The following is an 18,813-nucleotide window of genomic DNA, read 5'->3' on the forward strand; positions in this document are numbered from 1 at the left end:
CAGTCATTCTGCCGGCTCGATTCGGTCGTAAGGACAATTGGTATAAGTTGTGACGATGTAAAACCGTGGCCACACTCTCTGCGTTTTCCATAATCCGCAGGATTGACCAACCTCTTTGGTCCATTGAATGGCTCGCCCCTGTGACCCTAAACGATCATCACTATCAACTGCGAGGTAGGAAAAGGTATCCTGCCCCGCCATACCCCAGCTATCCCATCCCACCACAATACTGCTCGCCTTTGATGCCTCCGCCACTTGGCGGTAGTGCGTCACAGCCCAGAATAAGAAACGAAGTTGCTGAACGGGCTCGTAAGACAGCAGGTAAGCGAAAGGGGTCAGGCCGATCAGCAACCACGCTGCAAGTAGGTGAGTTCGCTCAACTCGTTTTACCGACGCCTTTATCGCAGCAGCCACTGCTATGAGCAGCAAACCTGCGAGCATGGGTATCGAAAGCAGGAACGCTCCGAAACTTCGGCTCGAGCCAAAATAGACACCGGCCAGCAAAAGCAGCATAGACAGCCGCACGGCGGGAACGCTCGCCCACCAGCGCCATTTTGCCAGTAGTGCTTTTGGCCAAGAAGATTGCGTGATTAAAGCCATCGAAGGTGCATGACTGAAAGCTAGACCGCGCTCAATGCTCGCTGAGCATCCTGTTACACCGCCTCTGACCCACTTCATCACACCCTAATCAAACCCCGGCTTTTTCCGCCCCGACTTGACTGCCGAGCGCCCCTTCTTCGCATCCACCCGCCGCACCTGCGACGCACGCGTCGGCTTGGTGGCGCGGCGTTTGGCCTGCACGACCGTCGCCTCGCGCACCAGCGCCAGCAGCCGCTCGCGCACCTCCGCGCGGTTGACGTGCTGCGAGCGCGAGCCCTCGCTGCGCAGCGTCAGCACGCCATCGCGCGTCATTCGCGTTCCCGCCAGCTCCGCCAGCCGCAGCTTCACGCGCTCGGGCAGGTCGGAGCGCGCCACGTCGTAGCGGAGCAACACCGCCGAGTCGGTGGTGTTGACATGCTGCCCCCCTGCCCCGCCGGAGCGGGTGAAGCTTTCCTCGATCAGATCGGTGTCGATGCTGATCGAACGGGTGACGGGGACGCGGGCCATGTTCGCCCCATAAACGCGAAGGCCCGGCCGCACCATTGGTGCGACCGGGCCCTGAGTCCGTCCCCGCCGTGGATCAGGCGGTCGGGACGTCGACCAGCCGCGGATGCGCGGTCCAGTCGAAGTTCGGATCGGCACGCAGCTGCTTGCCGTTGCCGAGATCGCCGCCGTTGCAGGTCAGCAGCTTGTTGATGCAATTGTCGATCCAGGCCTTCATCGTGGCGTCGTCCCACGCGCCCATCCAGTCGGCATGGAAGGTCGAGCCCGGACGCTTCGCCGGCATGCCCGGCATGTTGTCGGAGGACAGCGACCAGGTCTGCGTGCCCGGCTTCCACTCGCCCGACCGGTCCAGATTGTCGTCGACCGTGTACCATGCGCCCAGCGAGAAGGTGGGAATGACGTACGGCAGATTGGCCGGGCACAACAGCTGACCGCGGTCGTTGAAGTCCGGGTAGCCGACATGGCTGCGGTGATCGGCACTGTTCAGGTTTTTGCCGTCCCAGCATTGCGGCCCCGCCACCACGGCACCGATGCGATTGCCGGCCGGGCAGTTCTTCGCCGCCGTCACCAGATCGGGATAGGCGCCCGAGGTCGCGGTGGGACCGTCGCAGTTGAAGTAGAAGTGTTCGGCCTTGTCGGTCGCCATGTTGTAGCCGAAGATGTAGCGCATCCCGCGCGGCAACGCGACACAGGCCTTGCCCATCGTCTTGCACTGCGGGCTGTCTTCCGGCAGGCGCTTGTAATAGATCACGACATAATCGGGGCGCACCACCTTGCCCACGCCGTCCAGCATCGCTGGGATCCAGTAAGCGGACCGGTTCAGGATGTTGCCGCAGGTGCTCTCACCCGTGGTGCGCAAGGTGGCGTAGGTCGAATAAGCGTTCGCGCCGGTGTTGCCGAAGAACTGGTGCAGGTGGCTCTTGCCCGGCTGACCCGGGAACACGATCGGATCGTCGCGCTTCACGTCGCCGGCGCTGCACAGGAAGCGGAAGGCGCCGACAACATCGGGGCGACCGGTCTGCGCGATCTCGCCGGTGCCCCATGACGGCACCAGAAACTTGTTCACGTCGAAGTTGGAGGCGATCTTGTCGAGCTGGCCCTGCCCCGGCAACAGGCCGGTTTGCACGGCACCCGGCACCGGCTCGATCGCCTTGCCCGTCGTGCCGACGGTCAGCGTGACCGGAGTCTTACCGTTGATCTTCACGATCGCAGGCGCGGCGATAACGGTCACCTTGCTGGTGATGGTCTTGATCAGGCTCGTCGGAGAGACGGCAGCGTAAGCAGTAGAGGCCGCCAGGATCATGGCGCCCGAAATGACGATTTTCTTCATCATAGTCCCTGGCGTTGTTGGCGCTTGCGGAACCTTGATTCCTGTCAAACGCTGTTTTTCGACCGGCACGGCCGGTGCCGCGCTGTAGAGACATGATTAGCGATAAAACCCTAACATAATCTAACACTATTGGTTTATTTTCATTAAGTGTTCGAATACTTAGGGGACCGCTTCAAGGATGCTGGTTACTTCCTGTTTACTTCATTTACCAGCACCCTAATTTCGCTTCGTCCCGCAACGCGCTCCCTCTGGCGCAGCGCCTCCGCAGCGCCTACCTCGCCCGCATGTACGACTTTCATATTGCAGCCGAATCGAAGCCGGCGCTGTATCGCGAGCTGCTGGGCGCGCTCGACGCGCTCACTGCGGGCGAACGTGATGGTATCGCCAACATGGCCAATGCCGCGGCGCTGATCGCGCAATATCTGCCGGACCTGAACTGGTCGGGATTCTATCGCCTCGTTGAGGATGAGCTGGTGCTCGGCCCGTTTCAGGGCAAGGCGGCGTGCATCCGCATTCCGCTGGGCAAGGGCGTATGCGGCACGGCAGCGGCGGAGCGGCGAACGCAATTGGTCGCCGACGTCCATGCCTTCCCCGGGCATATCGCGTGCGACGCGGCGAGCCGCTCGGAGCTGGTGGTGCCGATCGTCCGCGACGGCACGCTGCTCGGCGTCCTCGATCTCGACAGTCCGTCACCGGCGCGCTTCGATGAGGAAGATGCGCGCGGGTGCGAGGCGCTAATGGAGATGCTGGCCGATCGGCTGTAGCTCGCCGTCATTGCCAGCGTAGCTCGCAATGACGAACCGTTACTTCTTCTCGCGGCCCGCGAACGTAACGAGGCTCTCTGCGCCATTCGCGCCAACGGCCGCGACCCCGAAGAAATGGTCGTCGACCGGCACGCCCGCGACGTCGAGACTGGTGCCGGTCGCCTCGCGAGACTGCGTCCATGCCGCCGCATCGGCACGCCGCCAGTAGATCCTGTAGCGCGCCGCGCCCGGCACCGCGGCCCACGTCACCCTGGTGTCGTAGGACAGCGCGCCGGAGATCGACGCCACCGGCGGCGCGTTGGGCGCGGCGGCGAGCCGCGCGATCGTCGCGACGTTGATCGCGGTGACCTTCGCCAGATAGGGGAAGTCCATTCCCTCGATCGTATCGGCATAGACGCGACCGTTCTCGGTGCGCACGTCCTGATGCTGGCGATCCCAATTCTCCGCCGCGACCGAGAAGCGCACCGCCGGATAGCCTTGCTTCAGGAACGGCTCGTGATCGCCACCCCGTCCGAAGCGATCGGGGCGACGGTCGACGAACACGCCGAACCCGCCGGGGATCGTCCCCGCGATCCCGTCGATCGCCTTGGCGAGCGCGCGGCTCGGGCCGTCGTCCTCCCCGCCGACGCCACGGCGCTCGACCGCCTCGGTGAGTGATTCGCTGCTACGGATCCCTTCGGAGAAGACGCGGACATAGCCGTCGATCGTCACCCCGCCCTGCCCGACCGTGTTGCCGACGATATCGTTGTTGAGCATCGCATCGACCTGCCACCCGCGCGCCTTTGCGGTCTCGGCGAGCAGGGTCGCGCCCCACAATCCCTGCTCCTCGCCGGAGAAGGCGACATAGACGATGTTCGCCGCGAACTTCTCCTTCGACAGGATGCGCGCCGCCTCCAGCACCAGCGCGACGCCGCTCGCATCGTCGTTCGCGCCCGGCGCGTCGCTGGTCACGTTCATCACGTCGGTGACGCGGCTGTCGATATGTGCGCCGACGATGATGTAGCGATCGGGGTCGCTCCCCTTCTGGACGCCGAGCACGTCCTCGATCACCACGCCGTCGGGTGCGCGCGGACCGACGAAGCGTCGTGACAGCCGCTCGGTCGCGATACACCCGCCGCACGCACGCGACAGTGCGGCGAACTCGCCCGCCACCCAGCTACGCGCCGCGCCGATCCCGCGCTTCGGATCGGTCGCCGAGGACAGCGAGTGGCGCGTGCCGAACGATACCAGCTTCTCGACGGTCGTGCGCTGCCGCGCCTGCGACGGCGCCTCGCGCGCCGCGGCGGGGGTGGCGAGAAGCAGCGGCGCGGCGGCGAGCAGGAAGCGATGGTTCATGGCGCGGGTGTGGCGAGGAAATCGCCCTCGCTCAAGCGATTGCGTTCAACTCAGCCGGTCGATCGCCTCCGCCGACAATCCGCCCGGCACGATCATCAGCGGCACCGGCAGCGCGCCGACATCGGCCGCGAAATGGGTGACCAGCGCACCGGGCGTGCCATCGGCGGCGGCACCGAGCACCAGCGCGGCGATCTGCGGGTTCTCGGCGATCATCGCGCGGATCACCTTCGGTCCGTCGCCGCTGCGCACCGTGATCGACGGGCGCACACCCGATTCCTCCAGCAACGTGCCCGCCGCGCGCGCCACCAGCCCCTCGGCGTGGCGCTGCTGCTCGTCCTCGATCGTCGCCTGCACGCCGCCGAACGGAATGAACTCCAGCGGCGGCAGCAAGGCGAGGATCTCGACCCCGCCGCCCGTCTTCACCGCGCGCCGTGCCGCGAAGCGCAACGCGATCAGCGCCTCGGGCGTGTCGTCGATCACCGTCAGATAGATGCGCATCCATGCCCCCTTTTTGCGCCCGGTGTACCGGTCGATGCGCGCTGCGCCAAGCACATGGGACAAGGCGGCGGGCTTGACCATACGGCGCGCGTCCGCAAGAGACGGGCGCCTGTCCCACGAGCCTCTCGAGGATCACGATGCCGATCGAAATCAAGATGCCTGCCCTGTCGCCGACGATGGAGGAGGGCACGCTGGCCAAATGGCTCGTGAAGGAAGGCGATACCGTCAAGGCCGGCGACATCATGGCCGAGATCGAAACCGACAAGGCGACAATGGAGTTCGAGGCGGTCGACGAGGGCGTGATCTCGAAGATCGCGGTCGCGGAAGGATCGGACGGCGTGAAGGTCGGCACGGTCATCGCGCTGCTGCTCGCTGATGGCGAGGAAGAGGGTGAGAGCACCCCCGCCCCCGCCGCCAAGGAGAGCGAGCCGAAGCCCTCGCCCGCCGATCCGAACAAGACCGGCACCGAAGCGCAGCCCGCGAAGGAAGACGTCCGCGATCACGGCAAGCCCGCCGATCCGAAGCCCGCACCTGCCCGCCAGGACGGCGACCGCGTCAAGGCGAGCCCGCTCGCCCGCCGCCTCGCCGCCGACAAGGGCGTCGATCTGTCGGGCGTGAAGGGCAGCGGCCCGAACGGCCGGATCGTCAAGGCCGATGTCGATGGCGCGCAGCCGGGCAAGGCGTCCCCGCCGACCGCCGCCGCGAGCAGCGCGGCGCCTGCGGCATCGCCCGCCCCAGCGCCGACCCCGGCGCAGGTGCCGGATATTCCGCACGAGCTGACCAAGCTCACCAACATGCGCAAGACGATCGCGCGCCGCCTGACCGAATCGAAGCAGCAGGTTCCGCACATCTACCTCACGGTCGACGTGCAGCTCGACAAGCTGCTCAAGCTGCGCGGCGACCTCAACGCCGGGCTCGAATCGCGCGGCGTGAAGCTGTCGGTTAACGATCTGCTCATCAAGGCGCTCGCGGTCGCGCTGATCCAGGTGCCGAAGTGCAACGTGATGTTCACGCCGGACCAGCTCGTCAACTTCCAGCGCGCCGATATCTCGGTCGCGGTCTCGACCCCGGACGGGCTCATCACCCCGGTCATCACCGAAGCCGATACCGCCTCGCTGTCGAGCATCTCGACCCGGATGAAGGACCTTGCCACGCGCGCGCGCGACAAGAAGCTGAAGCCGGAGGAATTCACCGGCGGCACCGCGTCGATCAGCAACATGGGCATGTTCGGGATCAAGCAGTTCGAGGCGGTCATCAACCCGCCGCAGGGCATGATCCTCGCGGTCGGCGCGGGCGAGAAGCGCCCGTGGGTGCTGGGTGACGGCTCGCTGGGCGTTGCGTCGATCATGTCGGCGACCGGCAGCTTCGATCACCGCGCGATCGACGGTGCGGACGGCGCGCAACTGATGAAGGCGTTCCGCGAACTGGTCGAGAACCCGCTGGCGATGCTCGCCTGAGCCATCCCGCCGTGGCGCAGATGGAGCTGAGCGCGGACAAGCGCGAGATCGCGTGGAGCGCCTTGTCGCTCGGCGTGACCGCGTTGGTCTTCAAGGGCGCGGCGTGGAGCTATCCGCAGGGCGCCGACACGATCTGGCTGGTCGGCGCGGCGACGCTGGTCGCGGTCGGTCTGCTCGGCGCGCGCGATATCTGGCGAGTCCGCCGCGAGGGAGCCGCTGCATGAGCGCGATCGAACCGCAACAAGCGCCGACGATCCGCGTCTCGGCAATGCCCGCCGACTGCAACGCCTATGGCGACATCTTCGGCGGCTGGCTGATGAGCCTGATGGACTCGGCCGCCGGGCTGACCGCGGCGCGGCGCGCGCGCGGACGCGCGGTGACGATCGCGATGGACGGGATGCAGTTCCACGCGCCCGTCCATGTCGGTGACGAAGTGTCGGTCTATGCGCGGATCGAGCGCGTCGGGCGAACCTCGATTGCGATCCAGGTCGAAAGCTGGGCGCGTGACCGGCACGGCGAGGAATCGCGCAAGGTGACCGAGGCGCGCTTCACCTTCGTCGCGATCGACGAAGACCGCCGCCCGCGCGAAGTACCGCCGGCGGCGTGAGAGTTTTTCGGGCCGCTGCGCCCGTGGTGACAACAGGGGCTGCGGCCCGGGAGTGGTTACATGGCTGACACCTACGACCTTATCGTTCTCGGCTCCGGCCCCGGCGGCTATGTCGCCGCGATCCGTGGCGCACAGCTCGGCCTGAAGGTCGCGATCGTCGAGCGCGAGCGGCTCGGCGGGATCTGCCTCAACTGGGGCTGCATCCCGACCAAGGCGCTGCTGCGCACGTCGGAAATCTACCACTATATGACGCATGCGGGCGATTACGGGCTCAAGGCCGAGAATATCGGCTTCGATCTAACGAAGATCGTCGACCGCAGCCGCAAGGTCTCCGGCCAGCTGAATGCCGGCGTCAAGGGCCTGATGAAGAAGAACAAGATCACCGTGGTCGAGGGCTTCGGCACGATCACGGCCAAGGGCAAGCTCAGCGTTAAGCAGGGCAACGGGACCGTCGATCTCGAAGCCAGGCACATCCTCGTCGCGACCGGCGCGCGCGCCCGCGACCTGCCCTTCGCCAAGGCCGACGGCAAGCGCATCTGGACCTATCGCCACGCGATGGTCCCGGAGGTGATGCCGACCAAGCTGCTGGTGATCGGCTCAGGCGCGATCGGCGTCGAGTTCGCGAGCTTCTACAACGACATGGGCGCAGACGTGACGATCGTCGAAATGCTCCCGCGCATCTTGCCCGTCGAGGACGAGGAAGTCAGCGCCTTCATGGAGAAGCGCCTGACCAAGGACGGGATCAAGATCGTCACCGGCGCGGGCGTCGAGAAGATCGACACCGGCGCGGACGGCGTGAAGGCGACGATCAAGGGCAAGGACGGCACGTCTACGACCGAAGACTATAGCCACGTCATCGTCGCGATCGGCATCGTCCCGAACACCGAGGAGATCGGGCTCGAGAAGCTGGGCGTCACCACCGAGCGCGGCCATATCAAGGTCGACGGTTTCGGGCGCACCAACGTCGAGGGCATCTACGCGATCGGCGACGTCACCGGCGCGCCGTGGCTGGCGCACAAGGCGAGCCACGAGGGCATCGTCTGCGTCGAGAAGCTGGCGGGCGGCAACCCGCATCCGTTCGAGACGTGGAACATCCCGGGCTGCACCTACAGCCGCCCGCAGGTCGCCAGCGTCGGGCTGACCGAGGCGAAGGCCAAGCAAGCCGGCCGCGAGATCAAGGTCGGCAAATTCCCGTTCATCGGCAACGGCAAGGCAATCGCGCTCGGCGAAGCGGACGGCTTCATCAAGACCGTGTTCGACGCGAAGACCGGCGAGCTGCTCGGTGCGCACATGGTGGGCGCGGAAGTGACCGAGCTGATCCAGGGCTATGTCGTCGCGCGCCAGCTCGAGACGACCGAGCATGAGCTGATGGAGACGGTGTTCGCGCACCCGACGCTCAGCGAGATGATGCACGAGAGCGTGCTCGGCGCCTACGGCCGCGCGATCCACTTCTGACGTCGACACGGTTTGCGTCGCCCCGGGCGTGATCCGGAGCGGCGCTTACTCTGCGGATAAGCGCGCCGCTGAAGAAGCCGCTTCAGCTACGCACCGCAACTCCTCGACAGGGTGGTTGGAGAGCCCCGGCTGCAAACAATCCTTCGTCATTGCGAGCGTAGCGAAGCAATCCAGGGCGTCGTGATCCGCCTTTGGATTGCTTCGCTACGCTCGCAATGACGGATCCTGTCGGCCGCCCGATGATGGCATTCTCTGACCGCGCCGCAGCGATCAGGTATCCCACCCGCCCGCACCACATCGTCGCCACGCTCCTGTTCGTGGCGTCGCTCGCGCTATTCTGGCCGGGCTATGCCGAATACGACACGCTGCGCCAATATGAGCAGGCCGTCGCGGGCCGGTTCGACGACTGGCATCCGCCGGTCATGGCGCGGCTGTGGCAGGCGCTGCTGCCGCTGGGGCACGGCACCGGCCCGCTGCTGACGCTGCAGCTCGCCGGTTACTGGCTGGGCCTCGCCCTGATCGCCGACGCGCTCGCCGTCCGCGGGCGTCCCCGCGCCGGCTGGGCGATCCTCGCCGTGGGGCTGCTTCCGCCGCTGCTCGGGTGGCAAGGCGTCGTGCTCAAGGACGCGCAATTGGTTGGTGCCGGGCTTGCCGCGACGGGGCTGATCGCGCGCTACCGCCTCCGCGACCTGTCGGTCCCGCCCGCAGTCGCGACCGTTGCTGGGGTGCTGCTCGGCTATGCGCTGCTGGTCCGCGCCAATGCGGTGTTCGCGCTCGCGCCGTTGATCGTGGCCTTGCTGCCGCTCCGCCAGCGAATGACGCAGATCGGCGCGATGCTCGGGATCGTCGGCGGCGTGCTGGCGCTCTCCGCACCGATCAACCATCGCTTGCTCGGGGCCACGGCCACCGACGTTACCAGCACTCAGCCGCGCTACGACCTTGCCGGCATCGCCGCGCGCACGGCCGGCGTGTCGATCGCCGACCTTCCGCCGGCAACCGGCGTGCGCCTGCGCGCGGCACGGTGCGTGACGCCCTATTTCTGGGACCCGCTCGGCGACTCGCCCGCCTGCACCGCCGCAATCACGGCCCTCGATAACCGTTCGGCCGGAACGCTATATCGCCAGCTCGCGACCGAGGCGCTGCGACATCCGGTCGCCTATCTCGCGCACCGCTTGGCGCATCTCAACATGACGTGGCGCTGGCTGGTTCCCGCGCGGCTTCCCGGCGCCGAGCCACCGACCGGCAGCGAACCGAACAACGAGGGCATTGCCACGCCGGGTCGTGCCGCGGCGTGGTGGCAGCGGTGGGCCGGGGTGCTGATCCGTACGCCGCTCGGGTGGCCGTTCGCGTGGATTGTCGCGGCGTTGCTGCTGCTTGGCGTGGCGTATCGCACCCCCGAAAGCGTGGTCCGTCGTCTCGCGCTCGGTCTGCTGAGCTCCGCGCTGGCGCTGGAGGCGAGTTTCGCGGCGATCTCGATCGCCACCGACCTGCGCTACCACCTGTGGCCGATGCTCGCGACAGCGCTGGCGGCGGTGTTGCTCGTCGATCGGCTGCCCTCCCGTCGCACCACAATCCTCGTCACCGGGATCGCACTGGTGGTCGGGGCTCCGGCGCTGCTCGCGCGGATAACGTTTGCTGATCCACCCCCGGACTATGACCGGTTGCTGCATTGGCGTCCGCCCGTGGCGCTGCTGCCACGCTGAACCGAAATCTTACGGACGCGCGCGCCTTTTTCGAGGCGAGCGCGTTGTGCCGCTCGTGAAACGTTCTGCCCTCCCTGCATGAACCGGCTCGCGCCTGACGAAGCGGATGCGCGTTTCATCCGCCGCGTGCTCTGGATTGTGGTCATCGTGGCGCTGGTCGCGGCGCTGTATCTCGCCCGGCATCTGCTGATCCTCGCGTTCGGATCGGTGCTGATCGCGATCGTGATCCATGCGATCGCCGAACTCTACGCAAGCCGCGCGCATCTGGGCACGAAACGCGCGATGACCGCTGCGATCCTGACGTTGCTGGGCTTCCTTGCGCTGCTGTTCTGGCTGTTCGGAGTCGAGTTCCGCGCGCAGGTCAACACGCTGGTGGTCGCCTTGCCGGGGCTGCTGGATCAGTTTCAGGCCTATATGTCGCAAAGTCCGGTCGGGGCGAAGGTCGTCGATGCGGTACGCGCCGCTTTTGCGGGCAGTCGGGTGGCACAGGATATCGGCGAGATCGTACGCGGTGCCGGGCAATTGCTGCTCAACACCGTACTGGTGTTGTTCGGTGCGATCTTCTTCGCGGTCGATCCGAAGATCTACGAGCGCGGCGTGCTGTTGCTGGTGCCGCCGTCGCGCCGCGCGGCAATGGAGGATGCGCTGGGCGACATCGGGTCGACCCTGCTGCTGTGGCTGCGCGCTCAGCTGATCCAGATGACCGCAATGGGGACGATGGTAGGGCTCGGCCTGTGGGCGGCCGGCGTGCCCTCCCCGGCGATGCTGGGGCTGCTGACCGGACTTAGCGAGTTCATCCCCTATGTCGGGCCGGTCGCGGCGATGCTGCCCGCGCTGGGACTCGCCGCCACTGCAGGGACTGATCAGTTGCTGTGGGCGCTGGGCGTGTTCGCGGCGGTGCGAATCATCCAGACCAATTTCGTGACGCCGTTCGTGACCAGCCGGGTGGTCGCGATCCCGCCGGCGCTGAGCCTGTTCGCGATCATCGGGACCGGCGCGGTGTTCGGCCTGTTCGGGCTGTTCTTCTCCGGCGGCATCCTGGTGGTAGCCTTCACGCTGGTACGCAGCCTGTATCTGCGCGAGATGCTGGGTGAGGATATTCCCCGCTCGCGCGAGCGCACGCTGTTCACGGCGATGGGTACGCCACGTGAAGCAACTGTCGACAAGCAAAGTGAAAAAAGGGAACACTCAATTTAAGTGGCAGTTAACCTTTATGCTTCAGAGGCAGTTTGGTAAACGAACCAGACAGGCGTGGCCGGGGACGGCATCTCGCCACCGACAACCGGGGAATTGCCGATGCGCGTGCTGCTGATCGAGGACGAGCCGACCACCGCCAAGGCTATCGAGCTGATGCTGTCGACCGAGGGCTTCAACGTCTACAATACTGATCTGGGTGAAGAAGGCCTCGATCTGGGCAAGCTCTACGATTACGACATCATTCTGCTCGACCTCAACCTTCCGGACATGCACGGCTATGACGTGCTCAAGAAGCTGCGAGTCGCACGCGTGCAGACCCCGGTGCTGATCCTCAGCGGCATCAACGAAATGGACTCGAAGGTCCGCAGCTTCGGCTTCGGCGCCGACGATTACGTCACCAAGCCGTTCCACCGCGAAGAGCTGATCGCGCGCATCCACGCCGTCGTCCGCCGCTCGAAGGGCCATTCGCAGTCGGTGATCAAGACCGGCAAGCTGTCGGTGAACCTCGATGCCAAGACCGTCGAGGTCGACGGTGCGCGCGTCCACCTGACCGGCAAGGAATATGCGATGCTGGAGCTGCTGTCGCTCCGCAAGGGCACGACGCTGACCAAGGAAATGTTCCTCAACCACCTGTATGGCGGGATGGACGAGCCCGAGCTGAAGATCATCGACGTCTTCATCTGCAAGCTGCGCAAGAAGCTCAGCCTCGCATGCGACGGCGACAATTACATCGAGACCGTCTGGGGCCGCGGCTATGTGCTGCGCGAGCCGGAAGAGGTCGTGCAGGTCGCGTGATCCCAGGATCGCGCCTCGGGCACATCTAGCCGGCGCGATTCCGGCGCGCCGCAACGCGTGGAACGACTTACATCCGGTCGCGATCGGCTATAACCGATCGACACTCAGCGTTCCTTCTGCATTTTTCCGCCATCGCGGACGTGATCCCGGATCCCGCTTCCTTCCGCCATCGCCGGAAGAAAGCGAGGACCCGGATCGATTCCGTGGCGACGATCGCAGGGGTCGAGATCAAAAACCCAGACGACTCACCATCAAGCCCCGACGGTCGAGCGCGCCTAGATCCCGCCGGCGGTCACCGCGCGCCCATCGGCCTCCAGCGCGGCTGTCAGATCGGCGATACACGCATCGACCAGCGCCTGATCGGGCGAGCGCACGACGAAATTGGCGCCGGTGTGCCCGTCGCGGAAGAACGGGTAGCTGCCGATCGCCACGCCCTCATGCGCCTTCTCTTTGGCACGCAGCAGCTCGGCCACCTCGCTTTCGGCGACCCAGCAGCCGATCGCTGCGCTCACCACAGGACGGCCGCCCTCGAGCTTGCCGGTAAGCCAGTCGAGCATCCCGGCGGTGATGTGCGGCACTCCGGCCATAATGAAGATGTTGCCGACGCGGATACCGGGTGCGCCGGAAACGCGGTTCTCGATCAGCGTTGCGCCGGCCGGCACGCGCGCCATCCGCCGCCGCGCGGCGGTCAACCCGCCGCGGGTCTCGTAATGGCGTTCGAGCACCTTGATGGCGTCAGGGTGTTCGACGACCGCGACGTCCAGCGCCGCGGCGATCGCATCGACAGTGATGTCGTCGTGCGTCGGGCCGATCCCGCCGGTCGTGAACAGATAATCGTTGCGCGCGCGCAGCGTGTTGACCGCCTCGACGATCGCACCCTCGCGATCGGGGACGACCCGCACCTCGACCAGCCGGATGCCCTGTACGTTGAGCCATGTTGCGAGCTGCGCGATGTTCTTGTCCTGCGTGCGGCCGGACAGGATCTCGTCGCCGATCACCACCAGCGCGGCGGTCCAGATGCGTTCAGTCGTCATGCCCCTTCCCTAGCTCGCATTCGCGCGCCCGCCACGCTATATCCGCGCGCATGACCGATTATGTGACCGTCACCAGCGATGCGCCGCTTGCGCGCACCGGCGCGATCAAGCTGCACGGGCCGGAAGCCTTTGCGGGGATGCACAGGGCCGGGCGACTCGCCGCCGAAACGCTCGACATGCTCGTGCCGCTTATGGTGCCGGGCGTCACCACCGCCGAGATCGACAAGCTGATCTACGATTTCGTGAAGGCCGGCGGCGGCGTGCCCGCGACGCTCGGCTATCGCGGCTATACGCATTCCAGCTGCATCTCGATCAATCACGTCGTCTGCCACGGCATCCCGTCGGACAAGGCCCTGAAGTCGGGTGATATCGTCAATGTCGACGTCACCCCGATCGTCGATGGCTGGCATGGCGACACCAGCCGCATGTACCTGATCGGCGACGTGCCGCTGAAGGCGAAGCGGCTGGTCGAGGTGACGTACGAATGCCTGATGCTCGGGATCGAGCAGGCGCGCCCGGGCAACACGATGGGCGATGTCGCGCACGCGATCCAGCGCCATGCCGAGGGGCATCGCTTCGGCGTGGTCCGCGATTTCTGCGGGCACGGTGTCGGCCGGCTGTTCCATGACGCGCCGGAGGTGGTGCATGTCGGCCGCCCGGGTACCGGACCGGAGCTGCGCCCGGGGATGATCTTCACGATCGAGCCGATGATCAATATCGGCCGCCCCGACGTAAAGCTGCTCGACGACGGCTGGACCGCGGTGACGCGCGATCGCTCGCTGTCGGCGCAGTTCGAACATTCGATCGGGATCACCGCGGACGGCTGCGAGATCTTTACCGGCTCGCCCGCGGGGCTGGACAAGCCGCCGTATTGAAGGAGATGCGACCAACCCCTTTCGTCGTCCCGGACGTGATCCGCGGCCCCGCTTCTTCGCGACGGAAGTAGAAAGCGGGATCCCGGATCAAGTCCGGGATGACGGGAAAAGCGCTCGTTCGTCGCTCAGGACACGATCCGGAACGTGTAACGGTAATCGGTCGGCGTGCCGCGCACGCCGACGCCGGTGATCGTCACCGAATAGCTTACCCCCGGCTTCAGCCCCCCGACCTTGAACTGGAGGTTGTTGGGCACCGCGTAGCGATCATTGTCGAAGCTGACGCTCGACACCGCCAATGCGTTCGCCCCGTCGCTGACCGCGATCGTCGCCTTGGCGAAGTCGACGGTCGCATTCGCGCCGCCGCGCTGCGTGGTGTCGGCGATGACGGTAAACGACAGCAGCGACGATGTGTCGAAATAGCGCGCCGGATAGTCGCCATAGGGATAAGCGACGAACGCGGGCAGATTGCCGGGGACGCTGACCCCGCTGGCGAACGAGACCACCTTCATCGCCGCCGCGTCGGTGCGGCTGCCGTCGGCGAGCAGCTGCGCGACGCGCCCGTAGGCGATCTTGCCGAGGAACGGGTCGAGGATCCAGCGACGGTGCCCGACGCTGTTGGCGACCAGGTTCGACGTCTCGGTCAGCCAGCCCCCGAGGTACATGTCCTCGGTGTAATAAGCGAGATACGGCGAGATCAGCCCGCCATACAGGTTGCTGGTCCCCGCCCCGTTCGCGCCTAACGTGGTGTAGCACTTCCACGACGCGGCCGGCGTGTGGCTCAGCTGGCCGTTCGCCGCCATCATCAGCGCGGCCTGTGTCGCCTGATCGTCGTCGGCACTCGAATAGCTGACCGCGGGCAGGCGATGAAGCGCGCGGATCGCGTTCAGCCGTGTCAGCACGTCGTCGCGGACGCTCTGCAGCAATGTGCCCGGCTGGCAGTTGGCGACATCCGGCTGGGTGCTGAACAGCGTCGCGGCGTTACTCGCCCAGCTGCCGGTCGGGGTCAGCGGCGGCGGCGGGGGCGTGGGAGTCGGCGTCGCGCTCGGGGTCGGACTGGGGGCCGGAGCGGGCGTCGGCGACGGCGCGGGGGCCGGTACCACCTGCACGCCACCGCTGGCCGGCGCCGCGGCGCCGCCGCCGTCACCACCGCCACCGCCGCAGCCCGAAAGCAGCAGCGACAATGCCGAGACGGCGCCGATCCGGTATCCGCGTGAGGTTCGCATTGCCGCCGCTTAGCCGCCGCCGGGTTAAAAAATGGCACTGCCCGCGAAAGCGGCAGCAACACCGCTTATGCCCTTTTTTCAGGCAGCAAAAAGCCCGGATTTCCGCGAGTCGCTGCCTTGCCCTTCGCGCCTGCGGCTGGCACGATCGGTGCATCGATGCTGCTTGGGGCATCCAGATTTTTCCGGGGTGGGGCGTTCGTCGCGTGAAGAAGATCGAAGCGATCATCAAGCCGTTCAAGCTGGACGAGGTGAAGGAGGCGCTGCACGAGATCGGCGTGTCCGGCATCACCGTCACCGAGGCGAAGGGCTTCGGGCGGCAGAAGGGCCATACCGAGCTGTATCGCGGCGCCGAATATGTCGTCGACTTCCTGCCCAAGGTGAAGCTGGAGGTGGTCGTCGAGGACGGGCTTACCGAGCGCGTCGTGGAGGCGATCGCCGCCGCCGCGCAGACCGGCCGCATCGGCGACGGCAAGATCTTCGTGATCCCGGTCGAAACCGCGCTCCGCATCCGCACCGGCGAGCGTGATAATGAGGCGATCTGAAGACGATGTTATCGCCGTTCGCCACTTCGAACGCGATGACGGCACCGTCATCTTCAGTCTTTATCGCCCGATCCCGTTCCCGGACGACCGCTACGACGCAGACCCGACCAATCCGCCGCGCCGTTGCGACTTCACGATCCACTTTCCAGACGGAGAGGTTGTCCACCATTACATCGTGGGCATCGACGACGTTCAGGCGATCCTGCTGGCCCTCCGCCATGCTGAAGGCAGCCTGACCCGCGTCGGAAATGGAACGCCACAACGACGGCCGGCTATCCGCTGGCTCGGTCAGGACGACCTCGGCCTGACCATCAACAGTTTCGAATAACGCGCCACAGTCAGGCGTAAGCAAAGGAAGACGAGCATGGCGAACACGGCCGCAGACGTTCTGAGCAAGATCAAGGACGAAGAGATCGAGTGGATCGATCTGCGTTTCACCGATCCCAAGGGCAAGTGGCAGCATCTGACCATGGTCGCCTCGTTGATGGGCGAGGACGAATGGACCGACGGCCTGATGTTCGACGGCAGCTCGATCGAGGGCTGGAAGGCGATCAACGAATCGGACATGATCCTGAAGCCGGATCTGGACGCGGTCTACACCGATCCGTTCTCGGCCACCCCGATGCTGATCGTGTTCTGCGACATCGTCGAGCCGTCGACCGGCGAGGGCTATAGCCGCGACCCGCGCACCACTGCGAAGCGCGCCGAGGCCTATGTCGCCACCACCGGGATCGGTGACACCGTGTACGTCGGGCCGGAAGCCGAATTCTTCATGTTCGACGACGTCCGTTTCGACACGTCGTACAACCAGTCGTACTTCAAGCTCGACGATATCGAGCTGCCGACCAACACCGGCCGCGAATATGAGGGCGGCAACATGGCGCACCGTCCGCGCGCGAAGGGTGGCTACTTCCCGGTCGCCCCGGTCGACTCGGCAGTCGACATCCGCGGCGAGATGGTCTCGACGATGATCGAGATGGGCCTGCCGTGCGACAAGCACCACCATGAGGTCGCCGCCGCGCAGCACGAGCTGGGGCTGACCTTCGGGAAGCTGACGCAGACCGCCGACCGGATGCAGATCTACAAATATGTCGTGCACCAGGTCGCGCACGCCTATGGCAAGTCGGCGACGTTCATGCCGAAGCCGATCAAGGAAGATAACGGCTCGGGGATGCACACGCACTTCTCGATCTGGAACGGCAAGGAGCCGCTGTTCGCGGGCAACGGCTATGCCGGGCTGAGCGACACCTGCCTGTACTTCATCGGCGGGATCATCAAGCACGCCAAGGCGATCAACGCCTTCACCAACCCGACCACCAACAGCTACAAGCGGCTGGTGCCGGGCTACGAAGCGCCGGTGCTGCTCGCCTATTCGGCGCGCAACCGCTCGGCCTCGTGCCGCATCCCGTACGGCACCGGCCCGAAGAGCAAGCGCGTCGAGGTCCGCTTCCCGGACGCGATGGCCAATCCGTACCTCGCTTATGCGGCGCTGCTGATGGCGGGTCTGGACGGCATCCAGAACAAGATCCATCCGGGCGAGGCGATGGACAAGAACCTGTACGACCTGCCGCCGGCCGAGCTGGCGGAAGTGCCGACGGTCTGCGCCTCGCTCCGCGAAGCGCTCGACTCGCTGCTGGCGGATCACGACTTCCTGCTGAAGGGCGACGTGTTCACCAAGGACCAGATCGAGGCCTATGTCGAGCTGAAGTGGGCCGAGGTCGCGCGTTGGGAAATGACCCCGAGCCCGGTCGAATTTGATATGTACTACAGCGCCTGAGCGTGCCGTGCCGGCACGCCGTGCAGGGAACCTGCACAGGCGCTGTCGGCCGGCCTCGCCGCAGGTGAGGACCGACGACGCCTGTCCTGAGCGCCTGCCCTGGCAGGCAGTCGAAGGGCGGCTTCGCCGCGTCGTTGCCCCGATTGAAAAAGGGCGTCTTCCAAACAGGAAGGCGCCCTTTGTCGTCATTGCGAGCGTAGCGAAGCAATCCAGAGCCGGACCAGGACGCCCTGGATTGCTTCGCTACGCTCGCAATGACGATAAGTCACAAACCCTCGCCTCACCCCGACAAACGCAAAGCTCACCGCGCCAAAGGTCAACTAGACTCCCCTTCCCGCCCGACTCGCGTACCATCACCACCCTCAACCACGAAAACGGTCCGCGCCACCCGGGAGCCACAGCCATGTTCGCCATCGCCGCCAACGACCGCTTCGCCCCTTTCTCGATCGTCGCGATCTCCGACGCGCGGCAGAGCGAACCGACGTGGCGTACGATGTTCGGCTGGCCCGCCAACGATCCGCGCACGATCCCGATCGCCGCCCGCTCGCGCGCCGAGCGCAAGATCTGGGCGGCGCGCGTCGATCAGGCGGTGTGCGCGGCGGACCGCCCGGTGCTGCTGGTCGCGGACGGGATCGGCTGTGCCGCCAGCGCGTGGTGGGGCCGGCTCTCGCCCAGCGATTACGTGTCGAGGATCGCCGGTGCGTTGCTGTTCGCACCACGCGGGGCGGAGGTGACGCGCGACGGCGACACCGACCTGTTCGCCTCGCCGACCGCGCCGTTACCCTTCCCGTCGATCGTCATCTCGCCGCAGGGGGATGGGGGCCAGATCGATGCCGCGGTCGAAAGCTGGGGCAGCCAGCTGATCGCCAGCCACCGCGACCGCCACGTCACGCGCGAGACGAACGCATGGCGGCAGGCGCAGCGACTGTTCCTGCGCGTGACGCATCAGGTGGCCGCGCACGAGGTCGGCCGCGCCGAGGCGTTGATCGGGCGGTAGGGGTTCGTCCGTCGGACGTTTGTCGTCGAAACCGGAGTAGCTCCGAGCGCTACGTTCCCACACTCTCCGTCGCCCCTGCGCAGGCAGGGGCCCATGTCTGTCTCGTCCTGACCGGACATC

20 protein-coding genes are annotated in these 18,813 nt (G+C 66.0%); 13 read left to right on the forward strand and 7 right to left on the reverse strand.

What is annotated here, in order from left to right:
• Positions 1-3: 3 nt before the first annotated feature.
• The 3 genes from BACI71_RS02700 to BACI71_RS02710 form a co-directional block, all read right to left on the reverse strand.
• On the reverse strand, positions 4-600 hold the full coding sequence (locus BACI71_RS02700; protein ID WP_159754710.1) for a hypothetical protein: 597 nt from the start codon (positions 598-600) through the stop codon (positions 4-6).
• 84 nt (positions 601-684) lie between these two features.
• Positions 685-1,107, reverse strand: a complete 423-nt coding sequence (arfB, locus tag BACI71_RS02705; protein ID WP_159754713.1) for an alternative ribosome rescue aminoacyl-tRNA hydrolase ArfB — start codon at positions 1,105-1,107, stop codon at positions 685-687.
• A gap of 73 nt (positions 1,108-1,180) precedes the next feature.
• On the reverse strand, positions 1,181-2,434 hold the full coding sequence (locus BACI71_RS02710) for a DUF1996 domain-containing protein (protein WP_159754716.1): 1,254 nt from the start codon (positions 2,432-2,434) through the stop codon (positions 1,181-1,183).
• A 284-nt stretch (positions 2,435-2,718) separates the two neighbouring features.
• Here BACI71_RS02710 and BACI71_RS02715 point away from each other — a divergent pair, with 284 nt between their 5' ends.
• Positions 2,719-3,198: a GAF domain-containing protein gene (locus tag BACI71_RS02715; RefSeq protein ID WP_159754719.1), complete on the forward strand. Its 480-nt coding sequence runs from the start codon at positions 2,719-2,721 to the stop codon at positions 3,196-3,198.
• Positions 3,199-3,237: 39 nt separating this feature from the next.
• Here the strand turns inward: BACI71_RS02715 and BACI71_RS02720 are convergent, their stop codons facing one another.
• On the reverse strand, positions 3,238-4,533 hold the full coding sequence (locus BACI71_RS02720; protein WP_159754722.1) for a M20/M25/M40 family metallo-hydrolase: 1,296 nt from the start codon (positions 4,531-4,533) through the stop codon (positions 3,238-3,240).
• A 45-nt stretch (positions 4,534-4,578) separates the two neighbouring features.
• Positions 4,579-5,031, reverse strand: coding sequence for a universal stress protein (locus BACI71_RS02725; RefSeq protein WP_159754725.1), 453 nt, complete (start codon positions 5,029-5,031; stop codon positions 4,579-4,581).
• Positions 5,032-5,168: 137 nt separating this feature from the next.
• On the opposite strand from BACI71_RS02725, the gene BACI71_RS02730 reads away from it, so the two are divergent.
• The 7 genes from BACI71_RS02730 (at position 5,169) to ctrA (ending at position 12,245) form a co-directional block, all read left to right on the forward strand.
• Positions 5,169-6,488: a pyruvate dehydrogenase complex dihydrolipoamide acetyltransferase gene (locus BACI71_RS02730; RefSeq protein WP_159754728.1), complete on the forward strand. Its 1,320-nt coding sequence runs from the start codon at positions 5,169-5,171 to the stop codon at positions 6,486-6,488.
• A gap of 11 nt (positions 6,489-6,499) precedes the next feature.
• Positions 6,500-6,712, forward strand: a complete 213-nt coding sequence (locus BACI71_RS02735) for a hypothetical protein (protein ID WP_159754731.1) — start codon at positions 6,500-6,502, stop codon at positions 6,710-6,712.
• Complete coding sequence (locus BACI71_RS02740; protein WP_159754734.1) at positions 6,709-7,095, forward strand: acyl-CoA thioesterase; 387 nt, start codon at positions 6,709-6,711, stop codon at positions 7,093-7,095. The genes BACI71_RS02735 and BACI71_RS02740 overlap by 4 nt, the downstream gene beginning before the upstream one ends.
• 60 nt (positions 7,096-7,155) lie before the next feature.
• Positions 7,156-8,550 carry a dihydrolipoyl dehydrogenase gene (gene lpdA / locus BACI71_RS02745; RefSeq protein ID WP_159754737.1) on the forward strand — a complete coding sequence of 465 codons (1,395 nt, stop codon included), beginning with the start codon at positions 7,156-7,158 and terminating at the stop codon, positions 8,548-8,550.
• Positions 8,551-8,792: 242 nt separating this feature from the next.
• Entirely contained in the window at positions 8,793-10,253 is a 1,461-nt protein-coding gene (locus tag BACI71_RS02750) for a hypothetical protein (RefSeq protein ID WP_159754740.1), read from the forward strand.
• 78 nt (positions 10,254-10,331) lie between these two features.
• Positions 10,332-11,450, forward strand: coding sequence for an AI-2E family transporter (locus BACI71_RS02755; protein WP_159754743.1), 1,119 nt, complete (start codon positions 10,332-10,334; stop codon positions 11,448-11,450).
• Between the two features lie 99 nt (positions 11,451-11,549).
• Positions 11,550-12,245 carry a response regulator transcription factor CtrA gene (gene ctrA, locus BACI71_RS02760; protein ID WP_159754746.1) on the forward strand — a complete coding sequence of 232 codons (696 nt, stop codon included), beginning with the start codon at positions 11,550-11,552 and terminating at the stop codon, positions 12,243-12,245.
• 275 nt (positions 12,246-12,520) lie between these two features.
• On the opposite strand, the gene BACI71_RS02765 is transcribed toward ctrA, so the two are convergent.
• Positions 12,521-13,279, reverse strand: coding sequence for a competence/damage-inducible protein A (locus tag BACI71_RS02765; protein WP_159754748.1), 759 nt, complete (start codon positions 13,277-13,279; stop codon positions 12,521-12,523).
• 50 nt (positions 13,280-13,329) lie between these two features.
• On the opposite strand from BACI71_RS02765, the gene map reads away from it, so the two are divergent.
• Complete coding sequence (gene map / locus BACI71_RS02770; protein WP_159754750.1) at positions 13,330-14,154, forward strand: type I methionyl aminopeptidase; 825 nt, start codon at positions 13,330-13,332, stop codon at positions 14,152-14,154.
• A gap of 125 nt (positions 14,155-14,279) precedes the next feature.
• Here the strand turns inward: map and BACI71_RS02775 are convergent, their stop codons facing one another.
• On the reverse strand, positions 14,280-15,377 hold the full coding sequence (locus BACI71_RS02775) for a CAP domain-containing protein (RefSeq protein WP_159754752.1): 1,098 nt from the start codon (positions 15,375-15,377) through the stop codon (positions 14,280-14,282).
• 203 nt (positions 15,378-15,580) lie between these two features.
• On the opposite strand from BACI71_RS02775, the gene BACI71_RS02780 reads away from it, so the two are divergent.
• The 4 genes from BACI71_RS02780 to BACI71_RS02795 all read left to right on the forward strand — a co-directional run bounded on the left by BACI71_RS02780 (position 15,581) and on the right by BACI71_RS02795 (position 18,693).
• The gene (locus tag BACI71_RS02780) at positions 15,581-15,919 is read left to right on the forward strand and encodes a P-II family nitrogen regulator (protein WP_028056880.1); all 339 of its coding nucleotides are present in this window, start codon (positions 15,581-15,583) and stop codon (positions 15,917-15,919) included.
• Positions 15,906-16,247, forward strand: coding sequence for a DUF6968 family protein (locus tag BACI71_RS02785; protein ID WP_159754754.1), 342 nt, complete (start codon positions 15,906-15,908; stop codon positions 16,245-16,247). Before BACI71_RS02780 ends, BACI71_RS02785 begins: the two co-directional genes overlap by 14 nt.
• A gap of 36 nt (positions 16,248-16,283) precedes the next feature.
• Complete coding sequence (gene glnA, locus BACI71_RS02790; protein WP_159754756.1) at positions 16,284-17,696, forward strand: type I glutamate--ammonia ligase; 1,413 nt, start codon at positions 16,284-16,286, stop codon at positions 17,694-17,696.
• A gap of 403 nt (positions 17,697-18,099) precedes the next feature.
• The gene (locus BACI71_RS02795) at positions 18,100-18,693 is read left to right on the forward strand and encodes an alpha/beta hydrolase (RefSeq protein ID WP_159754758.1); all 594 of its coding nucleotides are present in this window, start codon (positions 18,100-18,102) and stop codon (positions 18,691-18,693) included.
• Positions 18,694-18,813: the final 120 nt, after the last annotated feature.

Origin of the sequence: Sphingomonas sp. 8AM, assembly GCF_902506455.1 — a bacterium.
Classification (GTDB): Bacteria; Pseudomonadota; Alphaproteobacteria; order Sphingomonadales; family Sphingomonadaceae; genus Sphingomonas.